Raw genomic sequence first — 18,738 nt, forward strand, 5'->3', positions numbered from 1 at the left:
GTATTCCACCGAAGTACAGTGTTTCGATGGTGATAGGGTATTTGAAAGGCAAGTCGGCAATTCATATTCACCGTAAGGCCGAAGGGGTCAAGAAAGGTTTTATCGGTCGGCACTTTTGGTCACGTGGTTACTGTGCCAGCACTATCGGCCTGGATGAAGAAATGATCCGGGCGTATGTAAGAGATCAAGAACATCTGGACAAACAAGAGGAGTTGGACTTCACCCAAAACCCTTAGCCCCTTTTAGGGGCTTTCCTCAAGCCACCGGCTCTGCCGGTGGTCATGACTTCATCGGCATGACAGATCTCCTCCTAATCCTTGTGAGTGGTCCAGAACATTGAGACCGCATTGGCGGCAAACAGGCCATACAGCCACATGGTGTTCCAGGCTGGACCGGACCAGTGACTGCCATGTCCACCACCAATAACGCCAGCTGCAACGATGATTCCTACCATGGCGGTGAAGGAAACCATGGCAACTGCCCGCAGGATTGAGCTGTTACGCCAGGTGTGGCGTTCCAGTTCCTCGATCCGCTGCATCAATTCAAGCTCTCTTTGGGTCATGTCTCTTCTCCTTTGTAAAGGTGATGACTGTAAACAGTATGGTAACTGTAAGAACTATCAAAAGCGTTGCCGGGTCTGTCTTGCTCGATAACATGTAGAGCATGGGGAATTCCTTTCAGGCTGCAGCGACGAGTAACATTTCCTCTTGTTGGGGATACCGGTCTGCCAGTTCCTGGTATTTTGCGCATTCGCAGTAGCGTTTGCTGCAGTAGCGGATGATCATGTTGACGTCGTGGGGTGAGATGTAGCCGCACCCGACATCACAGAAATCATCATTTTTTCCATAGAATGGGCAGATTGGTTGGTTCGTCATCCTGTAATCCTGGTTGCATGTTAGTGCGAATGAAGTAAGTGGTTAGCAAACAGTATGCCTATTTTAAAAAACATAATAAAACCGATATGATAAATCAGGTGTGTCTGGTTGTTGAAAAAATGAAAGTATCTGCTGATATGTATAAAGTCCTGATATTGTTTGTAAATAGTGAGATTGTTGGCGGGATGGTTGTTTGCATAAATGCAAACAAAGAGTGGTCTGCCTGCAATATTGCATAAATGCAAACAGAGGAATCATATGACTCCCCTGTTTGATTGGTGTATCTCTTTATCTGCTGGCTTAACGCTGATTCGTTAACGGTTTACGCATGAGTAGGTAGCTGGTCTCCTGTTCTGCCTGGTAAAAGCTGAAAACCGGACTGGCCTGCTTGACTTTGCCTGATACCGTTGTTTTTGTATGGGTGGGTGTTTTTAGCACCTGTTTCGTCGCCGTGGTGTGTCTGGCAGGCAGTTCTGCCAACAGGGCAGCAATTTCACGTTGGGCAGCTACTGTTGCAGCACGTTTCGCCGCATGTCGGGGGCCTTTTCCGGTACCCATTACCAGGATGTATCCGGCTTTTTGTGCATCCTCAGCCTTTGTCGTCAACTTCAGATTGTGCTGGGTAAGGTAGCTCTCTACTTCAGAGGGTATCAGGCTTTCAGCATGTACAGAGGCTATGGTCGTAAACAGGACAAGTCCCATTGAAAGGTAGCGCAATAACTGCGACATGGTGTCTCCTTTAATCAGGATGCTGATGTCAGGCTTACTATTCGTACTATCGTATTGAATCTGCTCCAATAATCTCTACTTCAGCCAATGAGAGCCAATTTTGACCAGCCAGTTGAATTCTTACATATCGTCCAGTACCTGAAACAGGAATAGTTGTTTCTCTACCGGCTACACCAGGATGATGTGACTGCCAGACAGATGGATTATTCAGGGTTTCTTGTAGGCTGTTGCTAGAAAACCGATGGGGTGAGACCAGGACATAAAAATTTGATAGTCGCTCGCCGCAACAATCAGTTCTGTTCCAGATTTTAATGTGCTGAATCTGTTTTTGGCTCCCCAGATCAATCTCCCACCACTCATTAGGCGCATTATTGGTATGGGTCACACTATTTGCAGAATAGTTACCGTCTGTATTGCCATCTACTGCATGCTCGGGATTACCGCCGTAACCGGTACTGGATTGACGGACCGGCTTACCCAGGGCAAGGTTGTGCGCTGATTTGTGGTGTGGCCGTGCAGGTTGATAACCGTGATCTGAGGTAAAGGGGTCTGCACCGGTTGTCTCAAGCAGTTCTGCAGTCCAGGGATAACTTCCAGCGCCGCCCTGGCTGAAAATGCCCTGCATCCTGTTGCCTTCCACAACCCCTAAATACTTCTGGTCTGCTGCAGCCCGGCGAAAAAAAATAGCGTTTCGGTAGACCCTTAAATCAAGCATTTGTTCCCAATTGCCATGCAAATTGAAGCGACCGGTGTAATTGGTATGGTTACCGTTAAGCTCCATAGTGCCTGGATACCCATTGAAGCTGATCCTCCATTGCTCTCCCAATGCGTAGCTACTCATCATCAAAAGTGACAAAAGAATGAATAAAATTATACCTGTTTTCTGTTTCATGGCAGCCTCCTTTTCTGGCTATCAAACGTTACTAGACTCATAGCACCACTTGAAAAACTTACAAGTGGTGCTAGGTAAATAAAAAACGCCCTGCTTCATCTTTCATGAAACAGGGCGTTTAAACCCCCGACAAATCTGTGTTTAATATTATCTTACTACCAGCTTTCCTTCTTCCAAACTAACCCTGATCGTTCCACCATCTGCAACCTGACCTGCAATAATGGCCCTGGCCACTTTGGTCTCCAGTTCTCGCTGCAGGTAGCGTTTTAAGGGGCGGGCGCCGTAGATCGGATCATAACCGGCCCGGGCGATCTGTTTCAGGGCTTCGTCGCTGATCTCAAGAGTAATCCGGCGCTCCTTCAGTCGTTCAATCAGTTGCTGAGCCAGTAGCTTGGCAATCCGGGTTACCTCATCCAGATGCAGTGGCTTGAACAGTACGATATCATCCACCCGGTTCAGGAATTCAGGTCTGAAGGCATGCTTCAGTTCATTCATGACCGCGATTCTTGCTGACTCGCGAATATCACCATCCGGGGTTATTCCTTCAAGCAGATGTGGCGCACCTATATTAGAAGTCATGATAATTACGGTGTTCTTGAAACTTACCGTCCGTCCATGACTGTCGGTGACCCGTCCGTCATCCAGGATCTGCAGCAGGATGTTGAAGACGTCTGGATGGGCCTTCTCGATCTCATCAAACAGTAGTACGCAATAGGGCTTGCGTCTGACTGCCTCGGTCAGCTGACCACCTTCCTCATACCCAACATAACCGGGAGGGGCACCAATCAGCCTGGATACGGCAAACTTCTCCATATACTCAGACATATCAATCCGCACCATGTTTTCTTCTGAATCGAACAGTGATTCAGCCAGGGTGCGGGCCAGTTCAGTCTTACCAACCCCGGTGGGGCCAAGGAAGATGAATGAGCCGATCGGGCGCTTGGGATCTTTGATGCCAGAGCGTGCCCGCAGTACAGCATCGCATACCAGTTGTACTGCCTCATCCTGACCAATTACCCGCTGGTGCAGGATCTCGTCCAGCTTCAACAGCTTGTCCCGTTCTGTTTCCACCAGCCGTGTGATAGGAATGCCGGTCCAGTGGGCCACGATCTCGGCGATCTCGTCTTCGGTCACCTCTTCACGCAGCAGCTTCTGACCACCCTGCTTGGCGTTCAGGGCCGTCTCTTCATTTTTTAAGGCGGTTTCCAGGCCGGGTAGTTCGGAATACTTTAGTTTTGAGGCCTGTTCCAGGTTGTAAGAGCGTTCAGCCTGCTCAATCTCACGGCGGGTCTTTTCAATCTGTTCCCTTAAACCCTGTACCCGCTGAATCGCTACCTTTTCCGTATCATACTGGGCTCGCATGGAATCAGCTTTTCCCCGCTCATCAACCAGTTCTTTGCGTAGCGCCTCCAGACGTTCACGACTGGCCTGATCCTTTTCATGCTTCAGTGCCTGTTCTTCAATCTCTAGCTGCACCACCCGTCGGGAGATGCTGTCCAGCTCAGACGGCAAGGAGTCGATCTCGGTGCGCAGCATGGCGCAGGCCTCATCCACCAGGTCGATGGCTTTATCCGGCAGGAATCGCTCAGTAATGTAGCGGTGGGAGAGGGTGGAGGCAGCCACCAGGGCGTTGTCCTGGATCTTGACCCCATGGTGAACCTCAAAACGTTCCTTCAGGCCACGCAGGATCGATACGGTGTCCTCCACCGTAGGCTGATCCACCAGCACCGGTTGAAAGCGGCGTTCAAGGGCAGGGTCTTTTTCTATGTTCTGACGGTACTCATCCAAGGTGGTGGCACCGATACAGTGCAGTTCTCCCCTGGCCAGCATCGGCTTCAGCATGTTGCCTGCATCCATGGAGCCTTCCGCCTTGCCAGCCCCCACAATGGTGTGCAGCTCATCAATAAACAGGATGATCCTGCCCTCGGCCTGCTTAATCTCATTTAAGACCGCCTTGAGCCGTTCTTCAAATTCACCGCGATACTTGGCTCCGGCAATCAGGGAGCCCATATCCAGGGCAAAGATGGTCTTGTCCTTCAGGCCTTCCGGCACATCACCTTTTACAATCCGCTGTGCCAGCCCTTCCACCACAGCGGTCTTACCCACACCTGGCTCGCCGATCAGAACCGGGTTGTTCTTGGTCTTGCGGGACAGGATGCGGATCACCCGACGGATCTCCTCATCACGACCGATGACCGGGTCCAGCTTGTCGGTGCGAGCCATCTTGACAAGATCGCGACCATACTTTTCCAGCGCCTCATAGGTCTCTTCCGGGTTGGCCGAGGTTACCCGCTGGTTGCCCCGCACCTCAGTCAGGGCTGCCAACAGCCGTTCCTGTGTGACATTGTACTGCTTGAGCAGTTTACCGGCGCCGCTGCCTTCACCCTCAGCCATCAGCGCCATCAGCAGGTGCTCAACCGAGATATAGTCATCCTTCAACCGTTTGGCTTCAGCCTCGGCAGCCACCAGCAAACGGGAAAAACGTTGCGATACATGGATCTTGCCCGGTTCTGCACCTGGACCTGAGACCCGTGCCCTGCGGTCAAGTTCAACTTCAGTGGCCTTGATCAGACTTGGCACATCCAGATCCATTTTTGCAAGAATGCGGGGCACCAGGCCGTTTTCCTGATCAAGCAGGGCCCAGAGCAGGTGTTCGCCATCCACCTCCACATGACCGTATGAGGTGGCTTTGGCTTGAGCTGCCCCTAAGGCTTCCTGGGATTTTTGGGTAAGACGATTGATATCCATGATTGCGTTTCCTTTCATACATGCATGCAGCATCTGTCTAAGAGGTAAACACGGTTTGGGGGTAAGTCAAGGAGATGACATAAAAAAGCCCCCTCCGGTTGCAGGAGAGGGCTGATAGGATAGCTAAAGCCTAGAGTAAGGATCTGCCTATAACTTGAACTGGCGTACCAGTCTCTGTAGTTCTTCTGCATTGCCGGTCAGCTGGCTGGCTGCAGAGGCTGATTCATGGGCGCCACTGGCAGTATCCTGTACCACTTCGCTGATCTGGTGGATATTATTGGTTATCTCGTTAGTGGTAGCAGTCTGTTCTTCTGCTGCTGTGGCAATCTGGTTAACCTGCATTGCCACTTCATTGATTGTAGAGAGTATTTCTTGCAACGCCTCACCAGATTTAGCTGCATCCTCAGTTCCTTGCTGCACCTCTTTAACTCCCAGTTCCATTTCTCCTACAGCTGCTCTGGTTTCATTTTGAATCGCCTTGATCATTTCGCCAATTTCACGGGTAGCGCGAGTGGTCCGCTCTGCCAAGGCACGGACTTCATCGGCAACCACCGCAAAACCACGACCCTGCTCACCAGCACGGGCCGCCTCAATAGCAGCATTCAGGGCCAGCAGGTTAGTTTGGTCTGCAATATCTTCAATGGTAGCCACAATGGCACCAATCTGATCGGAGCGAGCTCCCAGTGAGGAAACGGTTGCAGCAGAACTGCGTACCCGACTGGCAATCTGTTCCATACCGCAAATGGTGGAAGAGACCACGCTTGAACCGGTTACTGCAGCCTGACTGGCTTGAGAAGCATTATCAGCTGCATGATGGCAACTGTCTGAAATGCTGCCACTGGTGGCTGACATTTCTTCACTGGCAACTGCCACTGTGCCGGATTGGGCTGCCACCTCCTCTGCACCGGTGGCAATTCTGATGGCGGTTGATTGCAGCTGGTTGGCTGCAGAAGCTACCTGGGTCGAAGTGGCAGCAACCCTTTGAATTGTTTGAGCAAAAGAAATTGCCATTGCGTCAAAAGATTTTCCAATTACCCCCAGTTCATCCTGTGTGTCAAGACCTGTCCGTTGGGTCAGGTCTCCCTCAGCCATAGCTGTACTGGCGTTCATAAGTGCTGTAGTGGCGTTAGAGATTGAGCGAATAATCAGGGTGCCAAGTATTAGCGAAAGGGCAACAGAGACAAGGATGGTAATAATTACAACCGTCAGGATGATCTGGTATTGCTTTACTGCAGATTCATGCCCTAACTTTGCTTGCTTTTTTTCATGTTCGTACAATTTCTGGGCTGGCTCTTTGGCCTCTTTAAATAGTGGGTTAACTTTTTCAACAGTCAGGCGTGTTGCCTCATGGTAGTTACCGGCCAGAATAGCTTCTCGTACCGGTTCTAAGCCCTCTTTGACAAAACGTCCCCGTTTTTCGGCAAATTCATCTGCCAGTTTTTTTTCTTCAGCAGAGAGATTACCACTTGTATATTCTTTCCATAAGGTGGTTATTTGTTCTATGTTCTTAGGTACTTGGTCGGTATGAAAGGTAAGTGGGTGGTCATGTAGTTTTACAATTTCAGGATTTTTAGGGTCATGTTGCAGTGATAACAGTAATTGTGCCCGGTTGACCTGCATCAGTTCCATAATGGCACTAATTTGTATGATGTTGGTCAGATTTTCCTTGTAGATGCTTTCAATTTCGTTGTTACTGCGTTTCATGCCCATAAGCCCAAGTAATCCTGCTGCTACAACGCTCAGGCAGCCTATTAACATGATAATCATAATCTTTGTCTTTATGCTGAAGTTCATAACTTTTCACCCCTTTGTGGAAAATATTCATTAAAGTCTAAATACCCCAGAAAATAGCATAGTCAAGCCGTTTTGCTAAAAATTAAGAGCCCTAAGTCGCGGACATAGGGCTCTTAGAGAGTGGAAACCACGGTTGGACTATTGAAGAGACTTTAGTTCCTCTATCAGCCCTCCCAGGAAGTCATACCCCTTCTGCCAGAACCCTGCAGACTCAATATCGATTCCAGCCAGTTTGGCCGTGTCTGCCGGTGACAGTGCGCCGCCGGACTCCAGCAGGGCGCGATAGCCGGGCTTAAAGGCGTCACCGGTTTCACGGTACTGCTGGTACAGAGCCAGCACCATCAGTTCGGCAAAGGTATAGGAGTAGCAGTAGAAACGGCTATGGATAAAGTGGCTGATATAGGACCAGCCCCATTGGTAGGCCGGAATCATCTCTACGGCATCGCCAAACAGCCTGCTGTTTTCCTCCAACCAGATGGCGCAGATCCGATCATTTGAGAGCAGTCCCTGCTGTCGCTCCTGATGCAGTCGCATCTCAAAGCGGGTCAGCACGGTCTGGCGGAAGGTGGTGGCGATGATATCCTCGATCTTGGCGCAGAGCAGGGATTTACGGACTTCAACATCCTTTTCGTTATCCAGCAGCATGCGGGTCAGCAGCATCTCACCAAACACCGAGGCGGTTTCAGCCAGCGGCAGTGGCGCATGGTAGTTGAGGCTGTTCTGCTTCTGTGACAGCACAAAATGCAGGCCATGGCCAGCCTCATGGGCAATGGTGGCAATATCCCGCAGGTTGTTGGTGAAGTTCAAGAGCAGAAAGGGCGGATCAACCGGCGAGATCCCCATGGCAAAGGCGCCGCCGGATTTTCCCTGGCGTGGCAGGACATCTACCCGGCGTTCATCAAAGAAGGCCTGGATAATGTCACCAAACTGCGGATCGTAGTTGCGGTAGGCAGCCACGGTCAGGTCGCGGGCTTCATCAAAGTCGTACTGCTTTTGTACTTCTGCCACCGGTGCATAGACATCGCAGTTGCGGATCTTGTCCATGCCCAGCATCTTTGCCTTCAGGCGAAAATAGTCCTGAGCAAGCTTATAATTGGCCTCGGTGGTCTGCATCAGATGCTCAACCGCCTCATCAGTCAGCTCATTGCCGATGTTGGTGGGCTGGATTGCAGACTGGTAACCCCGCAGCTCCATTTCCTGTCCATGATCCAGAGCCATGTTGTTGAAGACCGTGCCAAAGACCAGGGCATTACCTGATTCAGCATGCTTGTCCAGAAAGCAGGTCTGGGCGTTGAAACGGACCTCTGGTGACGGGTGGTGCAGCAGAGAGAGCAGCTCTTCGCCGGTAAACTCTTTCAACTCCCCCTCAAACTCCATCTGGTATTTCAGGGAGGCAGACAGTTCATCAAACAGTTTGGTAAAGGCAGAGCTGCCGGTCAGGTCTTTGCGGGTCAGCAGACGTTCTTCATTCTCCTGCAGGGTATAGGGTTTAAATTTGCGGATTCCCTGCAGAAAATGGATATATTCAGCGGCATCAGGCAGGGCACATACCTGGTTGAACAGGTCATCCGGCAGGTTCATCAGTTCAAGATCAAAGAATAGCAGTTGCTGTGATAAACGGCTACCCAGCTCTGAGCAGCGCTGTGACAGGGCGCGGTGGATTTCATTGCCTGAGTCAGAGGCAAACAACAGGTGGCTATAGCAGAACGGCTTGGCCATGCGGGTCTGCATCGCCTCATACTCTTGAAGACTGGCCAGTATGGAAGCTGCATCCAAGCTGGCAATCTTCTCAAAATACTTCTCGCGGAAATCGTTGGCCAGCTGGTCAAATGAAGCAAGATCAGCCTCAAGTTCAGCTGAATCCGGGGCAGGGTAGAGCAGGGCGGTGTTCCAGGTAAGGTTGGTGTGTGGCATGTATGATGGCTCCTTGGTGGTTTTCTTAGAGGTAGCCATCATTCAGGCTTTAGCCTGTTTTGTCAACCATCAGTCAATCTGATTACTGCTGGATCAAAATATCGCAGATCTTCAACCGTATCAATGTCTCGCAGAGCCGGTAGCAGGCCAACCGTCAGCCCAGCCTGAGCTGCAGCATGCAGGGTCAGTTCAAGCACCCGGTCACTGCTCCAGGGGATGTTCTGAAAGACGGATTCTGTAAAATGGCTTTGATTGAAGCCGATCAGACAGTAGCCTCCATCAAGGGTTGGACCAAGCACCAGGGGATGTTTCTTAAGAAGATCAAAGGATTGAAGGAGGTAAGCAGCGTCGATTCCGGGTATATCGCTGCCGATTACTACCGCCTGCTGCACACCGTCAGAAAACAGCTTGCTCAAGGCGGCAGCCATCCGCTTACCAAGGTCAGCCCCCTGCTGTTGGATACAGAACCGGGCATACTGTTTCCAGCTGTCAGGCACCTGAGCCTCGTCTCCATCAAAAAACAAAGCCAGCGGTCGCCCGCTGGCTTGAATCTGCTGCAATACCTGATCCACCAGAGTGCGATAGATACTGCAGGCTGCCTGATCACCGATATCCCTGGCCAGGCGGGTCTTAACCCGGCCAGGGATGGGCGCTTTAACAAACAGGGCAATCATACGGTGAGTGCTATTCCATGACTCTGATGGAGTCAACAGCTACTCTTTTATTGCCGGCAACCGTGACTTCACCCTTAAACAGGTCGCTGGTATCAGTAATCTTGGCCAGTCTCCAGGATACGTTGCGGGCTTCCTTCTCGTTTCTCGGTGCAAAATAGACATGATTTTTGGCGTAACGTCCCCAGTAAATAACAGCGGTGCCAATCTTCAGATCTTCTGGTGTGGCTGGCCGGGTCTTCCAGAAATTTCGGGTCCAGAACTCAGAACCTTTATAACTGTCCATGAACTGGGCCTCTCCTTTGGATGCATCGGAAGCAGGGGTTACCATCTTTGCAATCTGAACATCTGCACTGGCTCCGCCTTTCAGCGGCTTCAGCGAAGTAAAGTATTCATCTGATCTGATAAAATGGCTATCCATATCACCACTGGGGGCCTGGATAGCTTTGCCGGGCCGTTTAGAGGGCCTTGGGCTGTCAGTCTCATGTTCAACGGTCTTGTCAATGGTGATAATTACCTTGTCAACGGAACCGGCAAAGGCAGGGGCTGCAAGCCCTACGGTGATAACTGCGGTTAAAATGGTGCGGTGGATACTGGGCATCGGTCATTCTCCTTTGTTGTGTATATCCGTTTATTTTAGAAACAGTTCCGGCTTCATAACATCCAGTAGTTTGGTCAGTTCAGCCTTTGATAATCCCTTGGCCTGGGCTGCTTGTCCCATCTGACTGATGGAAATCACTTTGCCTGATTTCTCATATTTGATGGCAATTGAGCCAAAGCCTGTTCCGTCACTGTAGACAGCAGGCATCCCCTTGTAGGTGAATGACTCCGGCTTCTTCTTGTTAACCACCTGCTGAAAACTCTTGAAGCTGGTAGCAGGATGCAGATGTACGCCCAGCACATCACCTTTTGAGCTCATCCAGCCGGCCATATAGACGCCGGGGTCAGTCTGGTCAACGCCGCCATAGCTGTATCCGGAAAGTTTGACCGCCTTGGCCCACTTGTCAAATGCAGACTTGTCGGGTCCTGCGGCAAAGGCAATAACGCTGAACAGCAACATCATGCAGGTAAAAAGTGCTACTCGTTTCATGCAGGTTCCTCCGAATATTCATATGTAGTGTTTACTATATGTAGCATAGCATTACCGGCCAGGGCTGGTAAGCTGTTCATAGCGAACAACAACCCCAGGCAGGTGCAGACAAAACAAGCGGTTCATGGTCTTTTCTCCTTGTTATTGTAGTATTTGTTCAGGTTTCATCTGATCAAGTAGTGCAGACAGCTCTTCCTTTGTTCTTGGTTTTGTCTGGCCAGACTGGTCTATCTGCGTAATCATAAGCACCATATCTGATTTCTCAAATTTGATGGCTGCCTGGCCAACCTGTAAAGCATCGGTGTAGACAGCAGGTAATCCATTGTAGGTGAATGAAACCGGCATCTTGAATTTTACGGCCTGCATAAAGTCGGGGTAACTGGAGAGTGGGTGTAACTGCAGGCCAACTATTACTTGCTGTGTGTTTATCCATGCAGACGTATAGATGCCGGGATCACTTTCCTTCACACCGCCATAGGTGTAACCGGGCAGGTTAACGGTCATGCACCAATGTTCAAAGCCTGCTTTGTCTGGCCCTGCAGAAAATGCGGAAACGACGGTGAACAACAGCATGCAGGATATGGATACCACTCGTCTCACGTTGATTCCTTCGAGTATGCATATAAATCTATATTGCCTTCCCGTTATGTAGCATAAAACAGGCCGCTGTCAATTAAGGCGGTATAATTTTTCCAGCTTTTCAGGACTGCTGCCACGCAGATAACGCAGTAGTAATGACCAATTATGGAGGGTACGCCTAATGATGCCATCCTTCTGCCAACGTCTGGCAGAGGTGCTGACCCGGTCTGGCAACAGGGTGAAAGTATAGCCTGCCTTGCGGAGTTTGCGGGCAAGCTCAACATCTTCCATCAGTGGAATGGTTGGTACACCACCGATCTTCTGCAGGGCTATGTTGGTGGCAAAGATGGCCTGATCACCATAGGGAAGCGTAAACAGTTTGCAGCGGAGATCAACGGCACGCTCAATGATCCGGTAGGAAAGGGAAGGGGCGTCAATACCAAGGCGGAAGGCACCCCAAGCAGCCCCCTGGGCGATTGAAGTCTGAATGGAATCAAAGGCATCAGCAGGCAGAAGGGTATCGGCATGCAGCATCAGGATGATCTCACTGGTGGCAGACTGACACCCGGTGGCAAGCTGATTGCCACGTCCTTGCCTGGCTGTCAGGCAGATAACCGCAGGATCAGTAATCACGGTAATGGTTGAGCCATCAGGATCACCATCCACCACAATAATCTCAATAGCAGCGTTCATGGACCATAGATGGCTGATCAGCGTGTTGATCTGCTGCTGTTCGTTCAGTACCGGAATGACAACGGAAATTTCCATACGAAGTTATTTGTTTCTCGCTTGCATCACTATCGTATTCTGTTCCACAACCCGCCTCATTTCAGTATGCAGGGCAGCAATATCCAATGGTTTTGAGACATAGCCATCAAACCCGGAAGAGAGCAGATGGTTACGCTGCTCAACCAGGGCATGGGCGGTCAGGGCAATGATGGCGGTATGACGTCTGGTTGCCCGCTCTTCTTCGCGAATGATCTGTGTGGCCTCAACACCATCCATCACCGGCATCTGAATATCCATCAGGATGATGTCAAACGGGCCTTTACGCCATTGTTCCAATGCCTCTGCTCCATTTTCAGCGGTCTGCACCCTGTGGCCAAAATGGCGCAGCAGGCTTGACGCCATTATCCTGCTGGTCTGGCTGTCGTCCACCAGCAGGATGGTAAGCGGTGCTCCCAGCCATTCCGGGGAGGTATTGGTTTGAAGTTGTTCCCCCTGCGAGAAGGTTTCGGACTGGCTGATCTGAAATGGTAGGGTAACATGAAAACTGCTTCCTGTGCCTTCACTGCTTTCAACGGAAATACTTCCCCCCATGAGCCCGGCCAGCCGGTTACAGATTGACAGCCCCAGACCGGTTCCTCCAAACTTGCGTGTCACTGAACTATCTGCCTGGGTAAAGGGGGTAAACAGCCTTTCTAGTGCTTCAGAGGGGATGCCGATGCCGGTGTCAATCACACTGAAATGGAATACTGCCTTGTTTTCAGAACGTTCAAGCAGCTCAACCCGCAGTCTGATAGAACCCTGATCAGTGAATTTGATGGCATTGCCAACCAGGTTGCGAAGGATCTGTCTAAGCCGTAACGGATCTCCTGTCAAGCTATCCGGGACCGCGTTGTCAATCTCGCTCTTCAGGACAAGACCTTTAGCCCTGACACTGGTAGTCATCGGTTTCAACAGGTTAGTGATGCAGTCGCGCAGGCTGAACGGGGTCTGCTCAAGCTCCATCTTGCCTGCCTCAATCTTGGAGATATCAAGCAGGTCATTGATCACTGAAACCAGATGCTTGGCATCGGCTTCGATATATTCAAGGTAACGGGACTGCTCTTCAGTCAGGTCGGTAAATCGCAGCAGCTGGGCATTTCCGATCACCCCGTTCATTGGGGTGCGGATTTCGTGGCTCATATTTGCCAGAAATTCGCTCTTGGTGATGTTGGCAACTTCAGCTGCTGTCTTGGCACACAGCAGCTCTTCCTCCGCACGCTTGCGTTCGGTGATATCCCGCACCATGCCTACAAACAGAAAATCATTGCCACTGGGGAGCAGGCTGAGACGCACCTCTGCCGGATAGCTGCTGCCATCCTTGCGAACATGAAGAGTTTCCAGAGTCATGGGAAATCTGGCGGGATCAGACTTTGCCAGATTCCAGGTCTCTTGCAACAGCTGTTGGTCAAGATGTCTGTCAAACAGGGTCACTGATGCTGTGACCAGTTCATCAAGGCTGTAGCCTGTTTGATGACAACCAACCTGATTAACACTGAGTATCCTGCCGTTACGGTCATGGATATAGATGCCATCTCCGGCATTCTCTATCATTGACCGGAATCGCTGCTCACTCTGGTGCAGCGATTCAGCGCGTTGTTCCAGGGTATCAAGCATGGCATTTACCGCGCAACCAAGCCTGCTTGCCTCGTCACTGCCGGTAAGCTGCACGCGCACATCTGCGTTGCCTGTCTCAACCTGATCAACCACCTCCTGAATCAGATCAAGCCGCCGGGTCAGATACCTGGCGGTAACCGTGGCAAACAGGGAAACCAGCAGGATTGCAACCAGGGCAAGGTACAAGCCATTTTGGCGAATCTTTGCAATATCAGCTTCAAGTGTTTTGCCGCTTAATCCTATCCGCACCCAGCCAATTGTTTTTTCACCGAGCAGGATCGGGTTGATAACATCCACCATATGATGGCTTTTCTGCAGGATCTGGAAGTCTGAATCTTTGGGTAGATCGGTCAGATAAAGGCCGATCCGGTCTTGCTCATTGTGAGCCAGTACCTGACCACGTGAATCCAGTACTATGGCATGGGCAAGACCGGGATAGCGGGCAAGTCCATTTACAATTTCCTGCAGCCCGCTGTAATCACGGGAGGCAACCCAGACTGATGATGATGCGGTGGTGCTCTGGACAAGGGAGGTTGCTTGCGAGATATGCTGCTTTAAGACAGCTGCTTCCTGCCGACGGGTCATCTCCAGCACAAACAACGCCATCAGAACTGCCATAATAACGGTCATGCCAACAATCATACGGCGGCGTAGTGTGCCTGCAAGCAACCATGCCAGCCGCTCGGACATCATTTTTTCTCCACCGGGCGCACCTGTTTTTCAAAGACAGCCACATAGTCCCGTATCTTTTGGTAGCTGGTGTTATCAGCGGCATGGAATTGTGCGGTGGCCATATTACTTAGAATTGCGCGTCCTTCTGCTGATTGTGACAGCTCAAGCAATAATGTTCTGACCTTTTGACTAATGGCCGGTGGCACTGTATTTCGCACCATTACCGAGTTGTTCAGCAGATGGGGGGTCTCCCAGAGCTGGTACAGTTGTGCAGCTTCTTTGGGATGATCCTTCTGGAACAAGCGCCAGGGGACCGGCCAGGTGGCACCAACGGCAGATTGCCCCAGGTAGACGTTCATGATTGAGGACTCTTGAGAACCCACATAATTGTTGGTTATGTCTCGATTGACGTTGATACCGTGCTGGTGCAGGAAAAACTGCGGCATGATGCAGGCTGCCAGCGCTGTGTGGGAGGGGTAGCTGACCGTCTTACCCTTAAGGTCTGTTGGTTTTTTGATGCTGCTGTCCCTGCGGGCAATGAAGATTCCCTTGAAGTCTTCGGCGTTTCCAGCCATGGCGATGACCTTATAGCCTGATTTCATTGCCTCAATTGTTTGCCAGGGATTGGGTAGCAGGAATTCAGGACCACCGCTGCGGAATTTTTCTTCATAGGCCTGGTAATCCCGTGAGGCCTCAAGTTCAAAGTGTGCCTCCGGGATACGGACATTTATATACTCGATCAGCGGTTGATAGGCCTCTGCAAGTTTAGCCGGGTTGTGCAGGGGATGGACAGCAAAGCGGTAGACCGGCAAAGAGGAAACCGATGGAGTTTTACTGTAGTTAAGCGGTTTTTCAGCAGGTTGGCGATTGCAGCCTGCCAGCAGCAGGATACTAAAAAACAGGACAAGCCCAAATAAAACTGATTGAGGCCGGAGAACTCGTGCAACGCTATCGGGCATAGCAGATGTCGTCATGAGGTCTGCTCCGTGTTTGTTACTGTTGTAAGAATATCTCAGGTCAGCTGTGTGTCAAGCGGTGTGGGCTGGTTTTTAGCTTAGCTCCCCCTCTCTTAACAGGAGGGGGAGCTAACAAGACAAGGCGTTATTCTAACTGGCAACTACCGAAAACATCACAAAATCTATTTGAAAAATGCTGATGGACCTTCAAGTGTCTGCCAGTCTGCCTCATTGAAAATTGCTCGGCAGGTATCCACGGTATGGCCGCGACCGTCCTCGGTTTTTTCCTTAATATCGCGGGGATTTGCCCCGGTTTCAGCCCAGAACAGATTGGCCCCGGCCAGGGCACCGATGCCGCATGGTTCATGGGTGCAGTTGCCTTTAACAACATGGGGTATGGCCAGGCGGGTGACCGCTACGATCTGAGCCATACGCAGTTCGCTGATCATGCCGCGTTCTGCCAAAGCTGTACCGGGAATGCTGATCCGACGGGCAGCACCACTAAAGGCTGGTTGGTGAGCGGCAGTGAACAGGATCAGGTCAGCCAGTTCTTCGTTGGAATGTTCAGGCCCCAATGGCTCTACACAGGTGCCGACAATCAGACCGGCTTCTTTGAAGGCTCTGATGGATGCAAGACGATCATCCGGTGGAATATCACTATCAGACCCTTCTCGGAGGCGCAGGGCATGGTAGGCACCGTCAAAACCGGCATCTTTCAGCAATCGTGCTCCTTGTGCATTCTGATCACCGACGTTTGCAATCAGAATGGTGTCTGATGAAAGTCTGTTTCTGACTTCACGTCCGTACTCACAGAACTCGGTCAGATCAAATGAGGCAGTGGCCATCAGGTAGATGGCATTGGCGCCGTTTTCTTCAAAGGTGAGGGCTGCAGTAACGGCAGCATCGTGGGATAGTTTGGTGCTGCCTTTAAATATGCCATTTTTGGCAGCAAACGAGCAGAACATGCAGTTTTTGGGGCAGGGAGCAAGATTAACGGCAAACTGGGCATGTACTTCTGCCTTATCAGCGCATAACCGACCGGATAACTCACGGGATGCAGCAAGTAGTTGGTAGGTAGCTGAAGAGGTTGTTGGCAAAGAGAGCAGGTACACAATTTCGTCATGGGTCAGTCGTTCATCATTCAGTGACTTTGAGATAAGATCGTTAAGCTGCATTGTTGCTCCTCATCTGTTGAATTGTACATTTGTAGCTATCTGAGTCTCATCCCGTTGATGAAACCGAATGTGCCTTTCTCTTTGTTTTTAGAGGGCTGCATGCAGCAGTTCTGCCTGCAGTGCTGCTCCCAAGGCGCCAACTATGGAGGGATGGTCCGGCACCAGCACCGGTACTCCCAGCTCTTGCTCAAGCAGTGCAACCATGACCTTGTTGTTGGCAACACCACCTGAAAAGACCAGATGATCACCAAAGCCTACCTTGCGTACCATGGTGGCCAGGCGATTGGCAACTGCCAGATGCACAGAACGTGCAATCTCTGCCGGAGGCATGCCGCTGTTTTTAAGGGAAACCACCTCTGATTCAGCAAATACCGCACACATGCTGTTGATCGGGGTGGCCTGCTCTACACCGGCAGCAGCAGCGCTGAACTCAGCCATACTATAGCCCAGCGAGACCGCCATCATCTCCAGAAAGCGTCCAGTGCCGGCTGCACATTTGTCATTCATCTGAAAGTTATGAACCTTGCCAGCTTCATTCAGGGCAATTACCTTTGAATCCTGGCCACCAACATCAAGAATGGTGCGGCATTCCGGAAAGAAGTAACGTGCCCCCATGGCATGGGCCTTGATTTCCGTGATAACATCCACCTCGGCATGCTGCTGTACCAGATGGCGGCCATAGCCGGTGGCAACTGCCCGTGTTGGTGTATGCTCTGCAAGATACCGCAACGCCTGTTGATGTGGTTCAAAGCTGCTTTCCACCACGCTATGAAAAGTAATGGCGCCCTGTTTGAGCGCCACTACCTTGATCGTCCGTGAACCAAGATCAATCCCGACCTTCACTGCTAGCCCCCGATCTGCTCGATAAATGCCTCAACCCTGGTCTTCAGTTGCCCCACATCATCAGGTGAGTAATCAGATTCAATTGCCATAAACGGAATCCCACGCTCTTCGCAGGCCTTACGAAGCTTGACCGCCTCGATGTTGTAGGTGTGGCAGAACTGCAGGCAATAATCGATGATCCCCTGGGCGCCGGATTCCTCATACTCCTTCAACACCTGATCGATCCGCTCGGTGTTGGGGGTGAAGCAGGAACAGTCAATCTTCATGTACCGTTCAGTCAGTCGCTCAAGCTGTTGCTCCAGAGTGGTGGAGCTTTCATCGATCAGATCCTTGTAATAGCGGGTGCCGATACAGCTTTCCTCATTGACCACCACTGCACCGGATGTCTCGATGATGTTGTGCAGTTTCCAGTTGGGCAGCGCCATCGGGGTGCCGGATACCATGATCCGTGGCGTGGAGGCTGGAGCAACGGCAATACCCTGCTTGATCCGTTCATCCAGTTCATCACACAGGGCATGCACCTGCTCCACAAACCGGTTCGGCTCGTCATAGAAGGCGATCTGCTCAATCAACAGCATATCCTTGCCGCTGATGGGGGATGGATTATGGTGGCGTAGCTTGTTCAGCCGTTGTAGTGCCTTGCGTTTGGCATTGATGGTGACAATCGCTTGAGAAAGCTCATCAAAGCCGGTTTCCGTGCCGGTGATCTTGTCCACCGCAACCTTGAAATCTTTAACCTCATCCAGCCAGAGTGCCTTATCCTTTTCCCGCTTCATCTGCGGGATCTCCATCACATGGGTCGGGACGTATTCGTCCAGCAGTTCCCAGGTCTTTTTCTTGGCATCGCAGGTGGTTTCACCATAGACAAAGTCCACAGCCTGGAAGTAAGGACAGATTTTGCCCACCTTGAAACCAAAGGCGGATTTGACCATGGGGCAGATATTACGGGGCAGTACCTTCTCCGCATCGGCAATGGAACCCTGAGCACCACCGCACAGCCCGACACAGACACCACCCGCAGCCACCACAACCTCTTCAGGGATGTAGACGCAAAAGGTGCCGATCACCGGCTTGCCAGCATCTTTGGCAGCCATCAGTTCATGAATACGCCCGGTGTGGATGTTCTCCACCATGCCGTCAAAATAGGCCATCTTTGCGGGGCGGTTCTTCTGGGAGAGGAAGATGTTGGTATAGGCCTGGGTCAACATGGCCGGCATACCGGAAAAACGGGGGACATCCATGCCCAGTCGTTCCCATAGTTGTGGATCGGATTTTACTTCAAATGCGCTCATGTACGGTTCTCCCTCAATTGAAATAATGGAGATGGAACATAAAAGTGAGGGCTGCGGAAGTCAAATGCAAAATATCGATAATATTCATTGTTGTAATTGTAAATTACGATAACATGCCTAGTTTGC

Annotated in this window: 18 protein-coding genes; 1 reads left to right on the forward strand and 17 read right to left on the reverse strand. The window is 51.0% G+C overall.

Features of this window, described 5'->3' with window-relative positions:
• Nucleotides 1–236: IS200/IS605 family transposase (gene tnpA, locus B5D39_RS16155; protein ID WP_139366819.1), on the forward strand; the 236-nt coding region annotated here is incomplete at its 5' end.
• A gap of 74 nt (nt 237–310) precedes the next feature.
• Here tnpA and B5D39_RS16160 read toward each other — a convergent pair.
• The 17 genes from B5D39_RS16160 to B5D39_RS16245 all read right to left on the reverse strand — a co-directional run bounded on the left by B5D39_RS16160 (nt 311) and on the right by B5D39_RS16245 (nt 18,612).
• A complete protein-coding gene (locus tag B5D39_RS16160; protein WP_012470056.1) occupies nt 311–562 on the reverse strand; it encodes a hypothetical protein in 252 nt (83 codons plus the stop codon).
• A gap of 115 nt (nt 563–677) precedes the next feature.
• The gene (locus B5D39_RS16165) at nt 678–875 is read right to left on the reverse strand and encodes a hypothetical protein (protein WP_078791539.1); all 198 of its coding nucleotides are present in this window, start codon (nt 873–875) and stop codon (nt 678–680) included.
• Between the two features lie 300 nt (nt 876–1,175).
• The gene (locus tag B5D39_RS16175; protein ID WP_078791541.1) at nt 1,176–1,604 is read right to left on the reverse strand and encodes a hypothetical protein; all 429 of its coding nucleotides are present in this window, start codon (nt 1,602–1,604) and stop codon (nt 1,176–1,178) included.
• Nucleotides 1,605–1,650: 46 nt separating this feature from the next.
• The gene (locus B5D39_RS16180; RefSeq protein ID WP_078791542.1) at nt 1,651–2,496 is read right to left on the reverse strand and encodes a galactose-binding domain-containing protein; all 846 of its coding nucleotides are present in this window, start codon (nt 2,494–2,496) and stop codon (nt 1,651–1,653) included.
• Nucleotides 2,497–2,643: 147 nt separating this feature from the next.
• Complete coding sequence (clpB, locus tag B5D39_RS16185) at nt 2,644–5,244, reverse strand: ATP-dependent chaperone ClpB (protein WP_078791543.1); 2,601 nt, start codon at nt 5,242–5,244, stop codon at nt 2,644–2,646.
• 147 nt (nt 5,245–5,391) lie between these two features.
• Complete coding sequence (locus B5D39_RS16190; RefSeq protein WP_078791544.1) at nt 5,392–7,038, reverse strand: methyl-accepting chemotaxis protein; 1,647 nt, start codon at nt 7,036–7,038, stop codon at nt 5,392–5,394.
• A gap of 138 nt (nt 7,039–7,176) precedes the next feature.
• Entirely contained in the window at nt 7,177–8,952 is a 1,776-nt protein-coding gene (locus B5D39_RS16195; RefSeq protein WP_078791545.1) for a M3 family oligoendopeptidase, read from the reverse strand.
• A 62-nt stretch (nt 8,953–9,014) separates the two neighbouring features.
• The gene (locus tag B5D39_RS16200; RefSeq protein WP_078791546.1) at nt 9,015–9,626 is read right to left on the reverse strand and encodes a TIGR04282 family arsenosugar biosynthesis glycosyltransferase; all 612 of its coding nucleotides are present in this window, start codon (nt 9,624–9,626) and stop codon (nt 9,015–9,017) included.
• Between the two features lie 10 nt (nt 9,627–9,636).
• Nucleotides 9,637–10,224, reverse strand: coding sequence for a hypothetical protein (locus B5D39_RS16205; RefSeq protein WP_078791547.1), 588 nt, complete (start codon nt 10,222–10,224; stop codon nt 9,637–9,639).
• Nucleotides 10,225–10,254: 30 nt separating this feature from the next.
• Entirely contained in the window at nt 10,255–10,713 is a 459-nt protein-coding gene (locus B5D39_RS16210) for a hypothetical protein (protein WP_078791548.1), read from the reverse strand.
• A 141-nt stretch (nt 10,714–10,854) separates the two neighbouring features.
• Nucleotides 10,855–11,286: a hypothetical protein gene (locus B5D39_RS16215; protein ID WP_078791549.1), complete on the reverse strand. Its 432-nt coding sequence runs from the start codon at nt 11,284–11,286 to the stop codon at nt 10,855–10,857.
• A gap of 96 nt (nt 11,287–11,382) precedes the next feature.
• Nucleotides 11,383–12,060 (reverse strand): TIGR04283 family arsenosugar biosynthesis glycosyltransferase, encoded by a 678-nt coding sequence (locus tag B5D39_RS16220; RefSeq protein WP_078791550.1) that lies wholly within the window; start codon nt 12,058–12,060, stop codon nt 11,383–11,385.
• Nucleotides 12,061–12,066: 6 nt separating this feature from the next.
• Nucleotides 12,067–14,367 carry an ATP-binding protein gene (locus tag B5D39_RS16225; protein WP_078791551.1) on the reverse strand — a complete coding sequence of 767 codons (2,301 nt, stop codon included), beginning with the start codon at nt 14,365–14,367 and terminating at the stop codon, nt 12,067–12,069.
• Nucleotides 14,364–15,320, reverse strand: coding sequence for a phosphate/phosphite/phosphonate ABC transporter substrate-binding protein (locus B5D39_RS16230; RefSeq protein WP_244161444.1), 957 nt, complete (start codon nt 15,318–15,320; stop codon nt 14,364–14,366). Before B5D39_RS16230 ends, B5D39_RS16225 begins: the two co-directional genes overlap by 4 nt.
• A 164-nt stretch (nt 15,321–15,484) precedes the next feature.
• Nucleotides 15,485–16,477: a biotin synthase BioB gene (locus tag B5D39_RS16235; protein WP_078791552.1), complete on the reverse strand. Its 993-nt coding sequence runs from the start codon at nt 16,475–16,477 to the stop codon at nt 15,485–15,487.
• An 87-nt stretch (nt 16,478–16,564) separates the two neighbouring features.
• Entirely contained in the window at nt 16,565–17,320 is a 756-nt protein-coding gene (locus tag B5D39_RS16240) for an acyl-CoA dehydratase activase (protein WP_078791553.1), read from the reverse strand.
• Nucleotides 17,321–17,322: 2 nt separating this feature from the next.
• Entirely contained in the window at nt 17,323–18,612 is a 1,290-nt protein-coding gene (locus B5D39_RS16245) for a double-cubane-cluster-containing anaerobic reductase (RefSeq protein WP_078791554.1), read from the reverse strand.
• Nucleotides 18,613–18,738 lie beyond the last annotated feature (126 nt).

Source organism: Trichlorobacter thiogenes, assembly GCF_900167465.1.
In the GTDB taxonomy this organism is placed as follows: domain Bacteria; phylum Desulfobacterota; class Desulfuromonadia; order Geobacterales; family Pseudopelobacteraceae; genus Trichlorobacter; species Trichlorobacter thiogenes.